This is a genomic window from Nocardia sp. NBC_00403 (assembly GCF_036046055.1).
Taxonomy (GTDB): domain Bacteria; phylum Actinomycetota; class Actinomycetes; order Mycobacteriales; family Mycobacteriaceae; genus Nocardia.
In genome coordinates this window covers 2,462,063-2,477,524 of the sequence record NZ_CP107939.1, presented here as the reverse complement: position 1 = coordinate 2,477,524, position 15,462 = coordinate 2,462,063, and the positions used below count along the sequence as shown (strand labels likewise).

Below are 15,462 nucleotides of genomic sequence, written 5' to 3'. Positions count from 1 at the left end.
TGGCACAACCTATTCGGCGGCGAGCAAGCTAATCCAGCCGTGGCATTTCAGATGCAGGAGCCGTGGGCTACCTCGCGCTCTGCGAGGCAACCCACCGCTACGCCGCGGTGATTCGCGCTGATCGTGGACTAGAACTCGGACAACGGCAGAGCGGCGGGCTGGCACCACGTCGTCACCGGCTGGCAGGGCGGCGGCGGAGGCGGACAGTCGGTTGTCACCGGCTGACAAGGACCCGCCGTGGCAATGCTCGGCGCAAGAAACACCATGCCGCCGGCAATCAGCGCACCCGTAATGAATTTCGCGATCATGAATTGATTCCCTCCCTTTGAGATCCGATATGGACGCTACCGCGGCGGTTAACTCCACAGCCAGAGGATCGATCAGCTTGGCAGTCCGAAAGACGATGTGGCAGTCACGGATTCACGACAGCACGTGCCAAGCGGTCGATAGCCTCAGTCAGCGTCGTGGCGTCCGAGGTGGCGAAGCACATGCGCATCGAGTTGCGGTAGCCGCCGTCGACAGCGAAGGCGGAGCCAGGGACGTAGGCGACACCTTCGGCCAGTGCGCGCGGGAGGAGCGCCTGGGTGTCGGTGTCGTCGGTGAAGTCGGCCCAGACGAACATGCCACCGGTCGCGTCGGTGCAGACGATCCGATCGCCGAAACGGTTGCGCACGGCGTGCACCAGGGCCTTGGCCCGGGTGCCGTAGGCGGTGCGGACGTTGTCGACGTGGGCGGTAAGCCAGGTCTCGTCGGCGAGTAGCTCGGCGGCGATCTGCTGGGTGAGTGCCGAACCACACAGGTCCGCCCCCTGTTTCAGCAATTCCACCCCGCGGCAGACCTGGTCCGGTGCAACCATCCAGCCGACGCGCAGGCTGGGTGAGAGGATCTTCGAGGCGCTGGAAAGCCGAATCACGTTGCCCGAGTATGTGGCAACCGGTTCGGGGGCGGGGCTGTCGAACCACAACTCGCCATAGGGATCGTCCTCGATCACCCAGAAGCCGTGCGCATCGGCCAGCTCCGCCAGTTCGCGACGACGCTGTCGGCTCATCGTCACCCCGCCGGGGTTGTGGAAGTTGCTGACGGTGTGCACGAATGCGGGACGTTCGCCGCGCCCGAGCAGCTCCGCGAGCACGTCGACCCGCATACCCTCGGCGTCCAGCGGCACCGCGATGATCCGCGCCCCAGCGGCCCGAAACACTTGTAGCGCACCGACATACGCCGGATCCTCGACAATTACCAGTGCGCCGGGATCCAGCAGTACCTCGGCAAGCAGCGACAGCGCCTGTTGCGAGCCGTGGGTGACGAACACCTCGTCGACCGGGACGACGCGGCCGAGCCGGGCCGACTCCCGCTCGGCGAGTACGGCGCGCAGCGGCGCCCAGCCGGGCGATTCGGTGTACTGCAGGCAGCTCGAATCGCTCAGCGCGGTCTCCGCGGCGGCGGCGATCCGCTCGCGCGGCATCAGCGCGGCATCGGGCAGGCCACCTGCCAGGCCGATCACGTCGGCTCGGGTGGTGAGCTTCAGCAGATCGCGGATCGCTGAGCTCTGCAGACTGCCGAGCTTGCCTGCGAGCGGTGGGATAGTCGGCGGCATGCGCACCTCCGGGGACACCATGGACACGTGACCCAACTGTCCCAGATCAAGTACCAGAATATGAAACTGTTTCCCATATTCTGGGACAGGGTCAACGTTTCCGGACCGCGAAGATCAACTTCCTGCCGTCCCGGTCGACCGTGGTGACTGTTTGCGGGTACACGATGGTCGTGCCGTCGGCATGGCGCGTGGTCAAGTCCACATCGTAGGTGTCAGGGGCGGTCTCGGCGATCAGCACGCAATGCGTGGTGCCCACCGGGATCTCCTCGTTGATGGCCTCCTGCAGGATTTCCGCGGGCGACAAGTACTCCGCATCCGGCGCGAGGTAGCTGCGGGCCCGCTCCCCACTGCGCTGGACGAAGTACGCGTACTGGAAACCGAGAATCGCGCCTGCTCCGCTATTGGTATCACCGGCACCGTTGCCGACGGTCACCTTGCCGTCGTTGCTTGCCGGGCAGCTCAGCGCGGCCGTCGGCGTAACAGGCGGCGGCGCGGCGGACCCGCCGCCGCTATCGCGGTTCACCGCGACGATGGTCGCCACCAGCGCTCCGACGACCGCCACCGCGGCGACCGAGCCGAGCGCGATCCAGCGGCCACGCGAACCCTTTTTCTGCCGATTCGTCGTGAACACCGGGGTCGGGATGGTGGTGGGAGCCAGGCGCTTGGCAATGGGATCGTCCGACCACGACAGGCCCGGCTCGGAAGCCGGCGGCGGCGTCGGGACACCGCCGCCGTCGGCGGGCCGATTCCACCACGTGTCGCGTTCGACACCGGGCGGCGCCGCCGGTGGACCGGGAGCGGTGAGATCTTCGTTCGCATCGACCGGAGGCTGCGGCGCCGGCTGGACCGGCGGCACGGGCGGCGGCGCATCGGGGAAGACCGTGGTGTCGGGCGCTCGATACTGCGCGGGCGGGGGCGGCATCGCCGGCGGTTCGTCCGCCGGACGCCAGATCAGCTCGGGATGATCGGTCGCGGGCTCCGACCACTGCGGCGGTTGACCACTCGTCGGCGGACCGAAATCGTCCACGGGCGGACCGAAGTCACCCATGGGAGGGCCGAATTCGCCGACCGGCGGCCCGAATTCCGATACCGGCGGGCCGAAGTCGCCCATCGGTGGACCGAATTCCGACCTGGGCTGGCCGGATTCTCTGCCCTTCGCATCGTCCTCGGAACCCACACCAAATCCTTTCCCCAGGACACACGTGTGGGGCGGTCGCGAACGACCGCCCCACCCGTCGAATCAGCTCGTGTCAGTACTGGAGCGAGCCACCCCACTGAGTCGTGACACCAGCAATGTTGACCGTCTGCGGAAGCAGTTCACCCGGCTGCACCGGAAGTTTAACCTGCGCTGCCGCCTCGAGGGCAGCCGCGCCACCGGGCTGTGCCGCGATCCAGTGCTCGACGGCTGCCTTCGCCTTGTTCAGCTCGGTGGTGTCGAGAACGACGGTGTTCTTGTTGTCGGCCAGGCCCTCGCCACCGGTGTAGCTGGTGAGCTTGATGGTGTTGGCATCGACGTACTCGACCGAAACGCCGGCCTCGCCCGCACCGGTCGGGGTGTGGTAGCCGACGGTGCCGACATAGCCCGCCGCGTTGTTGAAGTGGTGGGTGTTGGCCGCGAAGCCGGGCAGCGCGCCACCACCGTCGATGTTCGCGCCGAGCTCCGCGTGCGGACCGGTCATCTCGACGACCGGAGCTGCGGGCGCGGCCTGCAGACGCGGCGCCTGCCAGCGCGGCGGCTGCTGCACCAGGGTCTGCGATTCGGGCTGTGCCGCCTCGGCATTCGCCTCGCTGCCCGGTGCGGCGCCGGGAGTGCCCGGCTGGGTCGCACCCGGCTGGACCGGCTTCGCGTCGGTGCCTGCGGGATCTGGCACGACAACAGGCTGAGCGGGCGGCTGCTGACCGGGAACCGGCAGCGGCGCAACCCGCGGGCTGGTCACACCCGGCTGGGTCGGCGCGGCGAGCTTCGGATCCTTCGGATTCGGCATCACCTGGTTGGGGTCCGGCGTGGTGACACCCGGCTGGCTCGGCGTCGGCTTGGACTCCGGCTTACCGGGTTCCGGCTTGGTCTCCGGCTTGTTCGGCTCCGGCTTGGTGGTTTCCGGCCCCTGGTCCGCAGGCGCATCGGTGCCCGGCTGTGCCGGTGCAGGTGTGGTCGGTGTGGTCGGCTCGTTGGGAACTGCCCCCGCCGGCGCCGCGAAGAGAGTGGCCACAGCGGCCGCAGTGGCCAGCGGCAACGATGTACTCGCCATCGCTCGCTGCGCCCGACTCGGCTTACGATGTTTCACTTTTCGCCAATCCCTTTCCCGGGTGCGACCGAACCGACCGCACTCAGTTGTCTCTGGTGAGACGCACGGCCGCCGAACGGCTTCAGGGCCGTTCGCCGTATCCCGTTTGGAAAGGAGCAAGCCCCCCATACAGAAAACCTCGCGACCGCCCGCCGATCGCATCTCTGCGGGAAGTGAACCACATGTGGGCCGCACTGGCAATGCAATGAAATATGCCCAACGCCAGGAACACTCACGCAGCCGCGATCAGCGCTCCCCACCTCGACCGATCCGGGGCCGAGAACCGGCTGTCAGTCCAAGTCGTCGTGGCGCATCAGCAGGCGGGCGGCTTCGGTAACCGAGCCGGTCAGGGACGGGTACACCGAGAAGGTCTGGGCGAGATCGTTGACGGTCAGATTGTTCTGCACCGCAAGGGCAATCGGCAGAATGAGCTCCGAAGCGATAGGGGCCACCACCACGCCGCCGATGACCACGCCGGTCGCGGGCCTGCAGAAGATCTTGACGAAACCTCGTCGCAAACCCGACATCTTGGCGCGCGGGTTGGTGTTCAGGGGCAACATCACCGTGCGGGCGGGCGTCTCACCATTGTCGATGGCGGTCTGGCTCACGCCGACCGTCGCGATTTCCGGGCGCGTGAACACCGCGGAAGCCACAGTCTTCAAGCGAATCGGGCTCACGCCCTCACCCAGTGCGTGATACATCGCGATGCGACCCTGCATCGCGGCCACCGAGGCCAGCGGAAGCAGGCCGGTGCAGTCACCCGCGGCATAGATGCCGGGCACCGAGGTACGCGACACCCGATCCACCCGCAGATAACCGCGGTCGAGCTCGATGCCGACCCGCTCCAGACCGAGACCATCGGTATTGGGCGTCGAACCAACGGTCATCAGCGCATGGGTGCCGGTGACGGTCCTGCCGTCGGACAGCTTGACCACGACGCCGTCGGCGGTGCGCTCCACCGCGTCGGCGCGCGCGTGCTTGACCAGCTCGACGCCGCGCTCGGCGAGCGCGTCCTCCAGCACGAGCGCGGCGTCCGCGTCCTCGCCGGGCAGCACCCGGTCGCGGCTGGACACCAGCTTCACATGCACACCCATTTCGGTGTACGCGGAGACGAATTCGGCGCCTGTGACACCGGAACCGACCACGACCAGCGTCTCCGGCAGCTCCTGCAGGTCGTAGAGCTGACGCCAGTTCAGGATGCGCTCACCGTCCGGCTCGGCGCCGGGCAACACGCGCGGGCTCGCACCGGTGGCGATCAACACCACCTCGGCCTCGACGATCCGCTCCTCACCGCTGTCGAGAATCGCGCGCACCTGATGCGCGGCGAGACCGGTCGCGGCATCGATCAGCTGCCCGTGTCCTGCGAGCACCGTCACCCCGACGGTCTGCAGCTTCGAGCGAATATCCGAAGACTGTGCGAGCGCAAGCGCTTTCACACGGCCGTTCACCTCGGGCAGCTGGATGGTTGCCTGGCTCGGGTCCAGGGTGATGCCCAGGTCACGGGCGCGCCGCAGGTCGGTGCGCACGCCGGTCGATGCGATGAAGGTCTTCGAGGGCACACAGTCCCACAGCACGCACGCGCCGCCGATGCCATCGGAATCGATCAGGGTCACCGATGCGCCGTGCTGCGCCGCAACCAGCGCCGCTTCGTAGCCGGCCGGCCCGCCACCGATGATCGCTATGCGGGTCATGGATACCTCCGCTCGAGCAGTTCGACCGGGATCTCCGGTACCTCGGACAACGTTAGCTGGGGCAGTTTGCCGCTGCTACGCGTGGTTGCGGCCGTAGTGGCGGCGCGCACAACACGGACATCTGCCGGGATGGAGTCGATGTGCGGCGGTTATTGGATACCCTTTGCTGGTGCCGATCTACGCCGCCTACGGGTCGAACATGGACTCGTCTCAGATGCTCGAGCGCTGTCCGCACTCCCCCATGTCCGGTACGGGCTGGTTGGAGGGCTGGCGTCTGACCTTCAGTGGCGACGACATCGGCTGGGAGGGGCCGCTGGCCACCGTCGTCGAAGAGCCGGGGTCCCGGGTCTTCGTCGTGCTCTACGACGTCTCACCGGAGGACGAGCAGCGGCTGGACCGTTGGGAGGGCTCCGACTTCGGAATCCATCGCAAGGTCCGGCTACGCGTCTCGCCGAATCCGGGCAGTGGCGCCCAGCCGATCCTCGCCTGGCTGTACGTGCTCGACGCCTACGAGGGCGGCCTGCCCTCCGCGCGATACATCGGCGTGATCGCGGACGCGGCCGAGAAGGCAGGCGCGCCCGAGGACTACGTGCATTCCTTGCGCACCCGCAACAGCCGCAATGTCGGTCCCGGCAATTTCGGCTGACCCGACGCTCTCTCCGACAAAAGCAGCTGCGGCCGGACCCATTGGTCCGGCCGCAGCTGTCTGCGCAATGTCCGGTCGCTCAGCCCGCTTGCAGCACGATGTTGCTCAGCACGCGGACTCCGACCGCGAGCGCCCGCTCGTCGAGGTCGAACGTCGGCTGGTGCAGGTCGAGCTGTTCGCCGTGACCCGACCAGACGCCGAGCCGCGCCATCGCGCCGGGCACTTCCTCCAGATACCAGGAGAAGTCCTCGCCGCCGCCGGACTGCATGGTGTCGGCGAGCGCGTCCGGACCGATCTCGCGGATCGCGTCCTCGAACATCCGTGTCGACTGCTCGTCGTTGACCACCGGTGGCACGCCACGCTTGTAGTTCAGCTGGTATCGCACGCCGGTCGGGGCGAGCAGGCCGTCCACGATCTCGCGCACCATCGGCTCCAGCAGCGACCAGGTCGCATGGTCGCCGGTGCGAACGGTGCCGGTGAGCATGCCGGTCTGCGGAATCGCGTTGGGTGCCTTGCCCGCGCTGACCGCGCCCCACACCATGACGGTGCTGGTGCGTGGATCGATGCGACGGCTCAGCAGACCGGGCAACCCGGTGATCACGGTGCCGATCGCATAGACCAGATCACTGGTCAGATGCGGACGCGACGTGTGGCCGCCCGGCGAATCGAGCACCAGCTCGATCGTGTCGGCAGCCGAGGTGATCGCCCCGACGCGGATTCCGATGCGCCCGACTTCCAGCCGCGGATCGCAGTGCAGCGCGAAGATCCGCTCCACACCCTCCATCGCGCCGGTGGCCACCACGTCGATCGCGCCGCCCGGCATAACCTCCTCGGCGGGCTGGAACACCAGCCGCACGCCCTGCGGCAGATCGGCGTCGGCGAGCGCGAGCGCGGTGCCGAGCAGAATCGTGGTGTGCGCGTCGTGCCCACAGGCATGCGACACGCCCGGCACAGTGGAGGCGAAGCTGAGCCCGGTGAACTCCTGTAGCGGGAGTGCGTCCATATCGGCGCGCAATCCGATCCGCGGTCCATCCGGTCCGATGTCACAGATGAGCCCGGTGCCGCCCGGAAGCCGTCGGGGCGAAAGCCCAGCCTTCGTCAGCCACGCCGAGACGAACTCGGTGGTGGCGAACTCGGTTCGAGAAAGCTCCGGGTTGGCGTGGATATGCCTGCGCCATTGGACGAGGTCGACCGTGTGCTCGGCCAACCATGTCTCGACCGCTTCCTGCCCGGTTCGCACGGTGTCCGACGATGCGGCGCTCGCCGAACTCTCCGTGGTTGCCGGGGCCACCGCTTGCGGGCCCGACGCCGGGGCCGCCAAACGGCTGGTATTGCTCACCGGATGTCCTCCTGTCGTTGAACGAGCCGTTGCAACAACTTGTCTCTATCTACATCATCGCGAGCGACGGCAATAGCGGTACGCGCGAGCGCTAGTGCGCCGTCGGTGACCGCACGATCCGCCGAGGCGTTGATACTCGCCGCGGCGAAGCCGGGCTGATGTGTCACCGCCCCACCGGCATCTATGCCGATGACCGGATGGATGCCCGGAATGACGTTGGTGACGTTGCCCATGTCCGTACTCCCGAGCGGTCGCTGCGCCTCGAGCTCCGGTGCGATCGGCACCCGGCCCAATTCGACGATCTGCTCGCGATAGGCAAACAGTAATCCCGGATCGGGAGTTAGCTCGGTATATGTCGGCGCAACCGTCCGTATTTCGTGCGTGCAGCCGGTCGCCAGAGCGCCCGCCTCGAAACAATCCGCTGCTCGTTGCATCAAATTGTCGAGAGATGCGGAGTCGGCTGCACGTAGGTAATACAGCAATTCCGCACGTCCGGGCACAATGTTGGGGGCTACGCCACCGTCGCTGACTATACCGTGCAGTTGCTGACCAGGCAGAAGATGCTGTCTCAGCAACCCGAGAGCTACCTGTGCGACCGTCACCGCATCACCGGCGTTGCGACCCAATTCCGGCGCGGCGCTCGCATGCGCCTCGCGCCCGTGGAAGGTCACCGACAGATCCGCAAGGGCCAGCGAGCGCGCGCCGACAATGTCGAACGGGCCGGGGTGCACCATCATCGCCATCGCGATGTCGTCGAAGACGCCGCGTTGCAGCATCAGCACCTTGCCGCCGCCACTCTCCTCGGCGGGCGTCCCGAATACCACGACGGTGATCCCGAGCGCATCGGCGACCTCGGCGAGACCGATCGCAGCGCCGACCGCCGACGCCGCGATGATGTTGTGTCCGCAGGCGTGTCCGATCTCCGGTAGCGCGTCGTATTCAGCGCAGATGCCGATCGTCAGCTCGCCGCTGCCGTAGGTGGCACGGAAGGCGGTCGGCAGGTCGGCAACGCCGGTTTCGATCGCGAAACCGCGCTCGGCAAGCGGCGCGATGGTCTTGGCGGCGCTTCTGGTTTCCTCGAACGCCAACTCCGGTTCGGCATGGATCGCGTGCGACAGGCCGATCAGCTCGGCGGCCGCGGCATGGATCGCGGCATCCGCCGCCTCGACCGCACCCATCCGCCCAGCGTGGTGGTCGCTGCGCGATTCAGGGAGCCCGCTACGCGGTGGTGGCATGGAACACAGTGTCGCACTGCGCCGGTTACAGGGCGCGGGCCGCGTCGGTCCGACTGCTCACATCAGGGCGTGATCACGGGTTATCCGGCGGCGAATGCCAGATTCTCCGGGGTGGTCGGGGTAGCGAGGCCGGCAAGCGCGTTGGCGTGCAGTGCACGCTTGATCACCGGCAGGTTCGGTTTGCGGTTGCCCGCCAGTGCCGCGGCCCGCGCGATGGCAGCCCCCAGCAACGCCTCGGCGTCGGCCTTGTCGTCGACGATGCCCGCGGCGATCGCCTGATCCGCCGAGTAGCGGTGGCCAGTTGTCATGGCCTGCAAGGCGACCTGGTTGGAAAGCCGCTCGGTGAGCAGTGCATTCATGCCGACGGTGAACGGCATCCCGAGGTGCACCTCGGGCAGGCAGTAGAAGCCGCGGTCGGCGCGCATCACGCGGAAGTCGTGCGAGGTGGCGAGCATCGCACCCGCACCGAAAGCATGACCGTTGATCGCGGCCACCGTCGGCATCGGGAAGGCGAGCAGCCGGGTGTAGAGCGAGTGCACTCGGTCGAGGTAGCCGTGGATCTTGTCCAGATTGCCGAACAACCAGTCGGTGTCGAGACCGTTGCTGTAGAACTTCCCGGTCGCGGTGGTCACCAGCGCGGCAGGCCCCTCGGACGCTTCGACCTCATCGAGCAGACCGTGGAATTCGTCGATCCAATCAGGATGGAAGCGGTTCTCGCTATTGGTCTGCCCCTCGTTCCCGAGGTAGACCACGAACACATCTCCTTCACGTGACAGATACGCCATGCGTGCAGCGTATCGGGTGCGGAGCACCACCCCTACTCGCGGGTAGCTTGCGCCGGCGGGGTGCGTGGACACCGCACAGCGCCCAGTTGCGAGCATCACATGAGCACCCTCGGCGGAGCCGCTCTACAAGCCGAGCTCGCGGCCCGTCCCGGGGTACCGAAGCGGTGCACCGATGTCGCGAGCGCCCCGCCGCCCGCACCCACGTGATCCGAGCGACGCGCCGAAGTCACGAGCGTCCCCGCCACAGAGCCGCCGGCCGAGATCGACATCGGAGGCACCGATCACCGCCGCTTCGCGGATGCCGGAATGTGCGAGCAGCGCCGAGCCCGGACGAGCGCCCGTTCACCGCCCACACCCCAATAACCGAATCGGCGCAGCACAGCCGCGAGCCACCCCACCACATACGGGCCATCCGAGCGGCGGCTCGCGGCCAGCACCCACACAACCGATACAACGCACCGAAGTCATGAGCCTCCCACCAAAGCCACAACACAGCGAGCCTTACGAGCGACCGCCCACAGCCAGCACCCACACCAGCGATTGAACACACCAAAGTCGCAAGCTTCCCCACCAAAGCACCCACCACGGAGCGAGCCTTACGAGCGACCGCCCACAGCCAGCACCCACACCAGCGATTGAACACACCAAAGTCGCAAGCTTCCCCACCAAAGCACCCACCACGGAGCGAGCCTTACGAGCGACCGCCCACAGCCAGCACCCACACCAGCGATTGAACACACCAAAGTCGCAAGCTTCCCCACCAAAGCACCCACCACGGAGCGAGCCTTACGAGCGACCGCCCACAGCCAGCACCCACACCAGCGATTGAACACACCAAAGTCGCAAGCTTCCCCACCAAAGCACCCACCACGGAGCGAGCCTTACGAGCGACCGCCCACAGCCAGCACCCACACCAGCGATTGAACACACCAAAGTCGCAAGCTTCCCCACCAAAGCACCCACCACGGAGCGAGCCTTACGAGCGACCGTTCGCGGCCGGCTCGCGTCCGAGCGGCCGAAGCGCATGCGACGAAGTCGCGAGTCTCGGCCGCTCGGACGCGAGCCTTGGGGGCCGCGAACACGCAGCGCCGCAGGCGCTGCAAAACAAACACAGCCGCGAACACGCAGCGCCGCAGGCGCTGCAAAACAAACACAGCTATCGTGACCTTCATGCTTGCCGAACAGGCCGCCGAGGCGATCGCCGAACGTACGGGAGTCAAGCGTCACCGGGTTGCGGTGGTGCTGGGGTCGGGGTGGCAGGAGGCGGCCGCGGAGATCGGGGCGGCGACTGCGTCGGTGCCGATGCCGGAGCTACCGGGGTTCGGGACGCCGAGCGCGCAGGGGCATGTCGGCATGGTTCATTCCGTTGCGGTCGGCGAGACGCCGGTGCTGCTGTTGATGGGCCGCCAGCATCTGTACGAGGGCTATCAGCCTGCTGAGGTCGTGCATCCGGTGACCGCGGCCATTGCCGCCGGTGCGGAGACGGTGGTGTTGACGAATGCAGCCGGCGGCATCCGTGACGGATTGCGTGTCGGTGAGCCCGTGCTGATCGGCGACCATCTGAATCTGACCGGTCGCACGCCGCTGACCGGTGCGACCTTCGTCGATCTCGTGGACGCTTGGGATCCCGAATTGCGTACGTTGGCAAGGGAAATCGACCCGAGCCTGACCGAGGGTGTGTATGCCGGACTGACCGGGCCGCAGTACGAGACGCCCGCCGAGATTCGGATGCTGCGCACGATCGGCGCGGATCTGGTCGGCATGTCGACGGTGCTCGAGGCCATTGCGTGCCGCGCGCTCGGCGCACGGGTGCTCGGCATCTCGCTGGTCACCAATCTGGCCGCCGGTGTCACGGGCGCGCACCTTTCGCATGCCGAGGTGCTCGCCGAAGGGCATGCGGCCGCGCCGCGCCTCGGCAAGCTGCTGCGTGGCGTGCTGGAACGGCTGTAGATGCTGCGCTTCGGCACGGCCGGGCTGCGCGGGCCATTGCAGGATGGGCCCGATGGCATGAATCCGACGACCGTCAGCAGGGCGACGGCCGGTCTCACCGCATGGTTGCGTGACCGTTGTCTCGGTGGCGGTGCGGTGGTGGTCGGTCGCGATGCCCGTCACGGCTCGGCCGAATTCGCGATCGCGACAGCGGAGATCTTTGCCGCCGCCGGCTTTCCGGTGACGCTGCTGCCGCGCCCACTGCCGACGCCGGTCGTCGCATACGCGGTTCGGGAGCTGGGAGCCGTTGCCGGAGTGCAGATCACCGCATCGCACAACCCGGCGACCGACAACGGCTACAAGGTGTATCTGGATGGTGGCTCGCAACTGATCTCACCGGCCGACACCGAGATCGAACGCTGCATCGAGGCGGTCACCGAACCGATTGCCAGGACCTCGGTCACCCCCGCCGATGATGATCTTGTGCGCCGATACCTCGACCGGGTGGCCCAGTTGCCGAAACTCATCGGCGGTCCCGGTGAGCGCTCCGATATCCGGATCGTGCTGACCCCGTTGCACGGTGTCGGCGGCGATACCGCGGTGAAAGCCTTGGCGGACGCCGGATTTGCCCACGTGCACGTCGTCGGCGAGCAATTCGCGCCCGACGCCGACTTCCCCACCGTCGCGTTCCCGAACCCCGAAGAGCCGGGCGCCACCGACCTTTTGCTCGCCACCGCCGAGCGGATCGGCGCGGACATCGCCATTGCCCTCGACCCGGATGCCGACCGCTGTGCCGTCGGCATCCCCGACGGCAGCGGCGGCTGGCGCATGCTGCGCGGCGACGAAACCGGAGTGCTGCTAGGGGATTACGTGCTGCGCACCGCACCACCGGACTCGCTGGTGGCCACCACCATTGTCTCCTCGCGACTACTTTCGAAGCTCGCCGCCGCCCGCGGCGCACGCTATGCGGAAACCCTGACCGGCTTCAAGTGGTTGGCCCGAGCCGGAGACGGCCTGGTCTACGCCTACGAAGAGGCCATCGGCCATTGCGTCGACCCGGCCACGGTGCGGGACAAGGACGGCATCTCCGCGGCCGTCCTCGCCGTCGACCTGGCCGCCCGATTGAAGGCCGTCGGCCGCACCCTGGCCGACGAACTCGACGACTACGCGCTCGAATTCGGCGTACACGCGGTCGATCAGGTGTCGCTGCGCCTTCCCGACGCGGCCGCGGCCGCCGCCGTCGTCGACCGCTTACGCGCCGCCCCGCCCGGCGAGATCGCGGGCGACCCGATGGAATACACCGACCTGCTACAGGCCCGCGGCCGAATGCGTACCGACGCACTGATCTTCGAGAGCGCTACCGCACGCATCGTCGTCCGCCCCTCCGGCACCGAGCCCAAACTCAAGTGCTACCTCGAAGTAGTGCACCCCGCCCCCACCCGCCCCGCCTTGCCCGCCGCCAAAACCGCCGCAGCCCACCACCTCTCCACCCTGCGCACCTTCTGCGAACAGCTCGCCCACTAGCTGCACGCGAGCGCAGTGGAATGGGTGCTCCCACCCCCGAACCAACCACCATTCCACTACGCTCGCCGCCGAGAGTGCGTGGAGCGCAACCACAGCCAGTCGCACGTCGAACCGGGCACGCCACCCAGCTTCAGCCGATCAATTCACAAAGGTGAACTGTTCTGCACACTCGAGGGGGAGGGGTCAGCGCGGGCCGAATTGGCGGTCGCCGGCGTCGCCGAGGCCGGGCACGATGTAGGCGTCGGCGTTCAGGCCTGCGTCTACGGCGGCGGTGACGAGACGGACCGGGAACCCTGAATCTTCCAGTGCGGCAACGCCTTCAGGTGCAGCTACGACGCAGACCGCGGTGATGTCGGTGGCGCCGCGAGCGGCGAGCAACCCCAGGGTGTGGCACATCGAGCCGCCGGTGGCCAGCATCGGGTCGAGCACGTAGACCGGGAGCTCGGAGAGGTCCTCCGGTAACGACTCCATGTAGGGGACGGGCTGGTGGGTCTGTTCGTCGCGGGCGATGCCGACGAAGCCGACCCTGGCATCCGGAATCAGTTCGGCGGCCGCGTCGATCATGCCGAGGCCCGCGCGCAGGACCGGCACCAGCAGTGGCGGTTTCGCCAAGCGCATGCCCTCGACCGGCGCCACCGGGGTGGCCACCTCGAATCGGGCGACGGGGGCTTCGCGCAGCGCCTCGTAGATCAGGATTCCGGTGAGATCACGCAGTGCGGCGCGGAAGGCCGGGTTGGCCGTCCTGGCATCGCGCATCGTGGTCAGCAGGGCGGCGGCGAGTGGGTGGTCCACGGTGTGCGTGTGCATGAGTGAACGATAAGGTTGGCGACGAGTTCGACGTCGAACCTCCGGCGGGGAAATTTTTTCGATGGGGCTGGAACCGATCCGGAAGGCAGCGCGTCGAACTAGGTGGATGACGTACTCTGCCTGGGAAGAAAACAGATGGGGGAAGCACTATGCGAAAGATGTCGGCCGACACCGAGGGCATCGCAGCCTATGGTGCGTCCGCCCACACCATGGCCGCGGAGATGGCGGCGGCCAGTGCGGGCGCGGCGGGCGCCGATCCCGCCTTACTCGGTCCCATCATGGGCTTGATCGGCGGTGATTTCATGGCCGCCTATGCCGCTGCCCATGCCGGGCACGTCGCGGCGATCGGCCAACTGTCGGCCGTGCTGACGACCGTGGGTGGGGCCGCGACCGGCGCTGCTGTCGTCCTCGGCGAAACCGACCAGACCAATGCCGCCGCGATCGACAGCGCAGATTCCGGACTGGGCGAGTGACCCGATGATCGATATCAGCGTGCTGGCCAAGCCACTGCTCGACCTGCTCTCCAGCTTCGGCTCGGGAGTCCTGCCCACCGACGGCCCCTCTGGTCAGCTGCAGTCCACCTCGAGCATCATCGACCAGATCCACGCGTTCGGCCGCAACAGCATCAACAGCATGAACGAGGCGTGGGACGGTCGGGCTGCCGATTCCGCCACCGCGAAGGCGTTGCGTGTGCAGACCTCCGCCGCGACCATCTCCGATCGCGGCAACGACATGGCCACGGTGGTCGATCAGGCTGCCGCCCAGGTCGAGACCGGGCAGAAGGAACTGAGCGCAATCGTCGAGTCGTTCGTGAACACGGCGTCCGCTCTCGGTCCGACCATCGCGACGCCGGAAGGTCTCGCGGTGCTCGTCGGCTCCGCGATCGACCATCTCGGCCAGGGCTTGAACGTGGTCGGGCGGGTGCGCAGCGAACTCGATACCCAGACCGCGAGCATGACCGAATTGACCCCGCCACCGTCGACGGCGCCCGCGACGCTGCCCGCCGGTCTGGCAGGCGGTGCGAGTGCGCTGGCCAGCGGTGCGAGTTCGGGAGCGCAGCAGCTGCTCTCGACGCTGACCAGTGTCGGCGGTTCCGCGGGCAGCATGCTCACCAGCATGGCGACCCCGTCGATGTCCGGCTCGACACCATCCAAATCCGGCTCGTCGCCCAGCACACCTGGCCAGCAGAAACCCAACAGTGGTTCGGCGGGCCAGACGCCGGACGGCAAGGGCGTGAAGGTCACGCTGCCGGACGGCAGCGTCGTCGAGGCGCCGAACGAGCAGGCCGCGCAGGCGGTTCGCTCCGCGCTCGGCGCCGTCGGCACGCCATATGTGTGGGGCGGCACCAGCCCGGGCGGCGGGCTGGACTGCAGCGGGCTCACCCAATATGCATACGGCGAGGCAGGCGTCGAGCTGCCCCGACTTGCCCAAGAACAGGGCAATGGGCACATGGGGGTCTCCCCCGGTGACCTCATGCCCGGCGACCTGGCCGTGTGGGACGGCCATGTCGCCATGGTGATCGGCAACGGGCAGTTCGTCGAGGCGGGTGACCCGGTCCAGATCAGCTCGATTCGAACGGAGAACATAGGCATGGACTTCTACGGCTTCTACAGGCCGACCACATGAG

At 67.5% G+C, this 15,462-nt stretch carries 13 protein-coding genes; 5 read left to right on the top strand and 8 right to left on the bottom strand.

What is annotated here, in order from left to right:
• Positions 1-412: 412 nt before the first annotated feature.
• The 4 genes from OHQ90_RS10810 to OHQ90_RS10795 all read right to left on the bottom strand — a co-directional run bounded on the left by OHQ90_RS10810 (position 413) and on the right by OHQ90_RS10795 (position 5,570).
• Positions 413-1,594, bottom strand: coding sequence for an aminotransferase-like domain-containing protein (locus tag OHQ90_RS10810; protein WP_328412762.1), 1,182 nt, complete (start codon positions 1,592-1,594; stop codon positions 413-415).
• Positions 1,595-1,685: 91 nt separating this feature from the next.
• The gene (locus OHQ90_RS10805; RefSeq protein WP_328409633.1) at positions 1,686-2,771 is read right to left on the bottom strand and encodes a hypothetical protein; all 1,086 of its coding nucleotides are present in this window, start codon (positions 2,769-2,771) and stop codon (positions 1,686-1,688) included.
• Between the two features lie 73 nt (positions 2,772-2,844).
• On the bottom strand, positions 2,845-3,843 hold the full coding sequence (locus OHQ90_RS10800; RefSeq protein ID WP_328409632.1) for a hypothetical protein: 999 nt from the start codon (positions 3,841-3,843) through the stop codon (positions 2,845-2,847).
• Positions 3,844-4,169: 326 nt separating this feature from the next.
• Positions 4,170-5,570, bottom strand: coding sequence for an NAD(P)H-quinone dehydrogenase (locus OHQ90_RS10795; RefSeq protein ID WP_328409630.1), 1,401 nt, complete (start codon positions 5,568-5,570; stop codon positions 4,170-4,172).
• 169 nt (positions 5,571-5,739) lie between these two features.
• Between OHQ90_RS10795 and OHQ90_RS10790 the strand changes: the two genes are divergently transcribed.
• A complete protein-coding gene (locus tag OHQ90_RS10790; protein WP_328409628.1) occupies positions 5,740-6,216 on the top strand; it encodes a gamma-glutamylcyclotransferase in 477 nt (158 codons plus the stop codon).
• Between the two features lie 79 nt (positions 6,217-6,295).
• Here OHQ90_RS10790 and OHQ90_RS10785 read toward each other — a convergent pair whose 3' ends face one another.
• The 3 genes from OHQ90_RS10785 to OHQ90_RS10775 all read right to left on the bottom strand — a co-directional run bounded on the left by OHQ90_RS10785 (position 6,296) and on the right by OHQ90_RS10775 (position 9,575).
• Complete coding sequence (locus OHQ90_RS10785; RefSeq protein WP_328412760.1) at positions 6,296-7,456, bottom strand: M20 family metallopeptidase; 1,161 nt, start codon at positions 7,454-7,456, stop codon at positions 6,296-6,298.
• A gap of 95 nt (positions 7,457-7,551) precedes the next feature.
• The gene (locus tag OHQ90_RS10780) at positions 7,552-8,733 is read right to left on the bottom strand and encodes a M20 family metallopeptidase (protein ID WP_328409626.1); all 1,182 of its coding nucleotides are present in this window, start codon (positions 8,731-8,733) and stop codon (positions 7,552-7,554) included.
• A gap of 137 nt (positions 8,734-8,870) precedes the next feature.
• Positions 8,871-9,575 (bottom strand): enoyl-CoA hydratase-related protein, encoded by a 705-nt coding sequence (locus OHQ90_RS10775; protein ID WP_328409624.1) that lies wholly within the window; start codon positions 9,573-9,575, stop codon positions 8,871-8,873.
• 1,170 nt (positions 9,576-10,745) lie between these two features.
• On the opposite strand from OHQ90_RS10775, the gene OHQ90_RS10770 reads away from it, so the two are divergent.
• The gene (locus OHQ90_RS10770; protein WP_328409622.1) at positions 10,746-11,525 is read left to right on the top strand and encodes a purine-nucleoside phosphorylase; all 780 of its coding nucleotides are present in this window, start codon (positions 10,746-10,748) and stop codon (positions 11,523-11,525) included.
• Complete coding sequence (locus tag OHQ90_RS10765; protein ID WP_328409620.1) at positions 11,526-13,028, top strand: phospho-sugar mutase; 1,503 nt, start codon at positions 11,526-11,528, stop codon at positions 13,026-13,028. It abuts the gene before it with no gap.
• 183 nt (positions 13,029-13,211) lie between these two features.
• Here OHQ90_RS10765 and upp read toward each other — a convergent pair whose 3' ends face one another.
• A complete protein-coding gene (upp, locus tag OHQ90_RS10760) occupies positions 13,212-13,835 on the bottom strand; it encodes a uracil phosphoribosyltransferase (protein ID WP_328409618.1) in 624 nt (207 codons plus the stop codon).
• Positions 13,836-13,993: 158 nt separating this feature from the next.
• Here upp and OHQ90_RS10755 point away from each other — a divergent pair, with 158 nt between their 5' ends.
• Both OHQ90_RS10755 and OHQ90_RS10750 read left to right on the top strand, forming a co-directional pair.
• Complete coding sequence (locus OHQ90_RS10755) at positions 13,994-14,308, top strand: hypothetical protein (protein WP_328409616.1); 315 nt, start codon at positions 13,994-13,996, stop codon at positions 14,306-14,308.
• 4 nt (positions 14,309-14,312) lie between these two features.
• Complete coding sequence (locus OHQ90_RS10750; protein WP_328409614.1) at positions 14,313-15,461, top strand: bifunctional WXG100 family type VII secretion target/C40 family peptidase; 1,149 nt, start codon at positions 14,313-14,315, stop codon at positions 15,459-15,461.
• The last annotated feature ends 1 nt before the right edge of the window (position 15,462 follow it).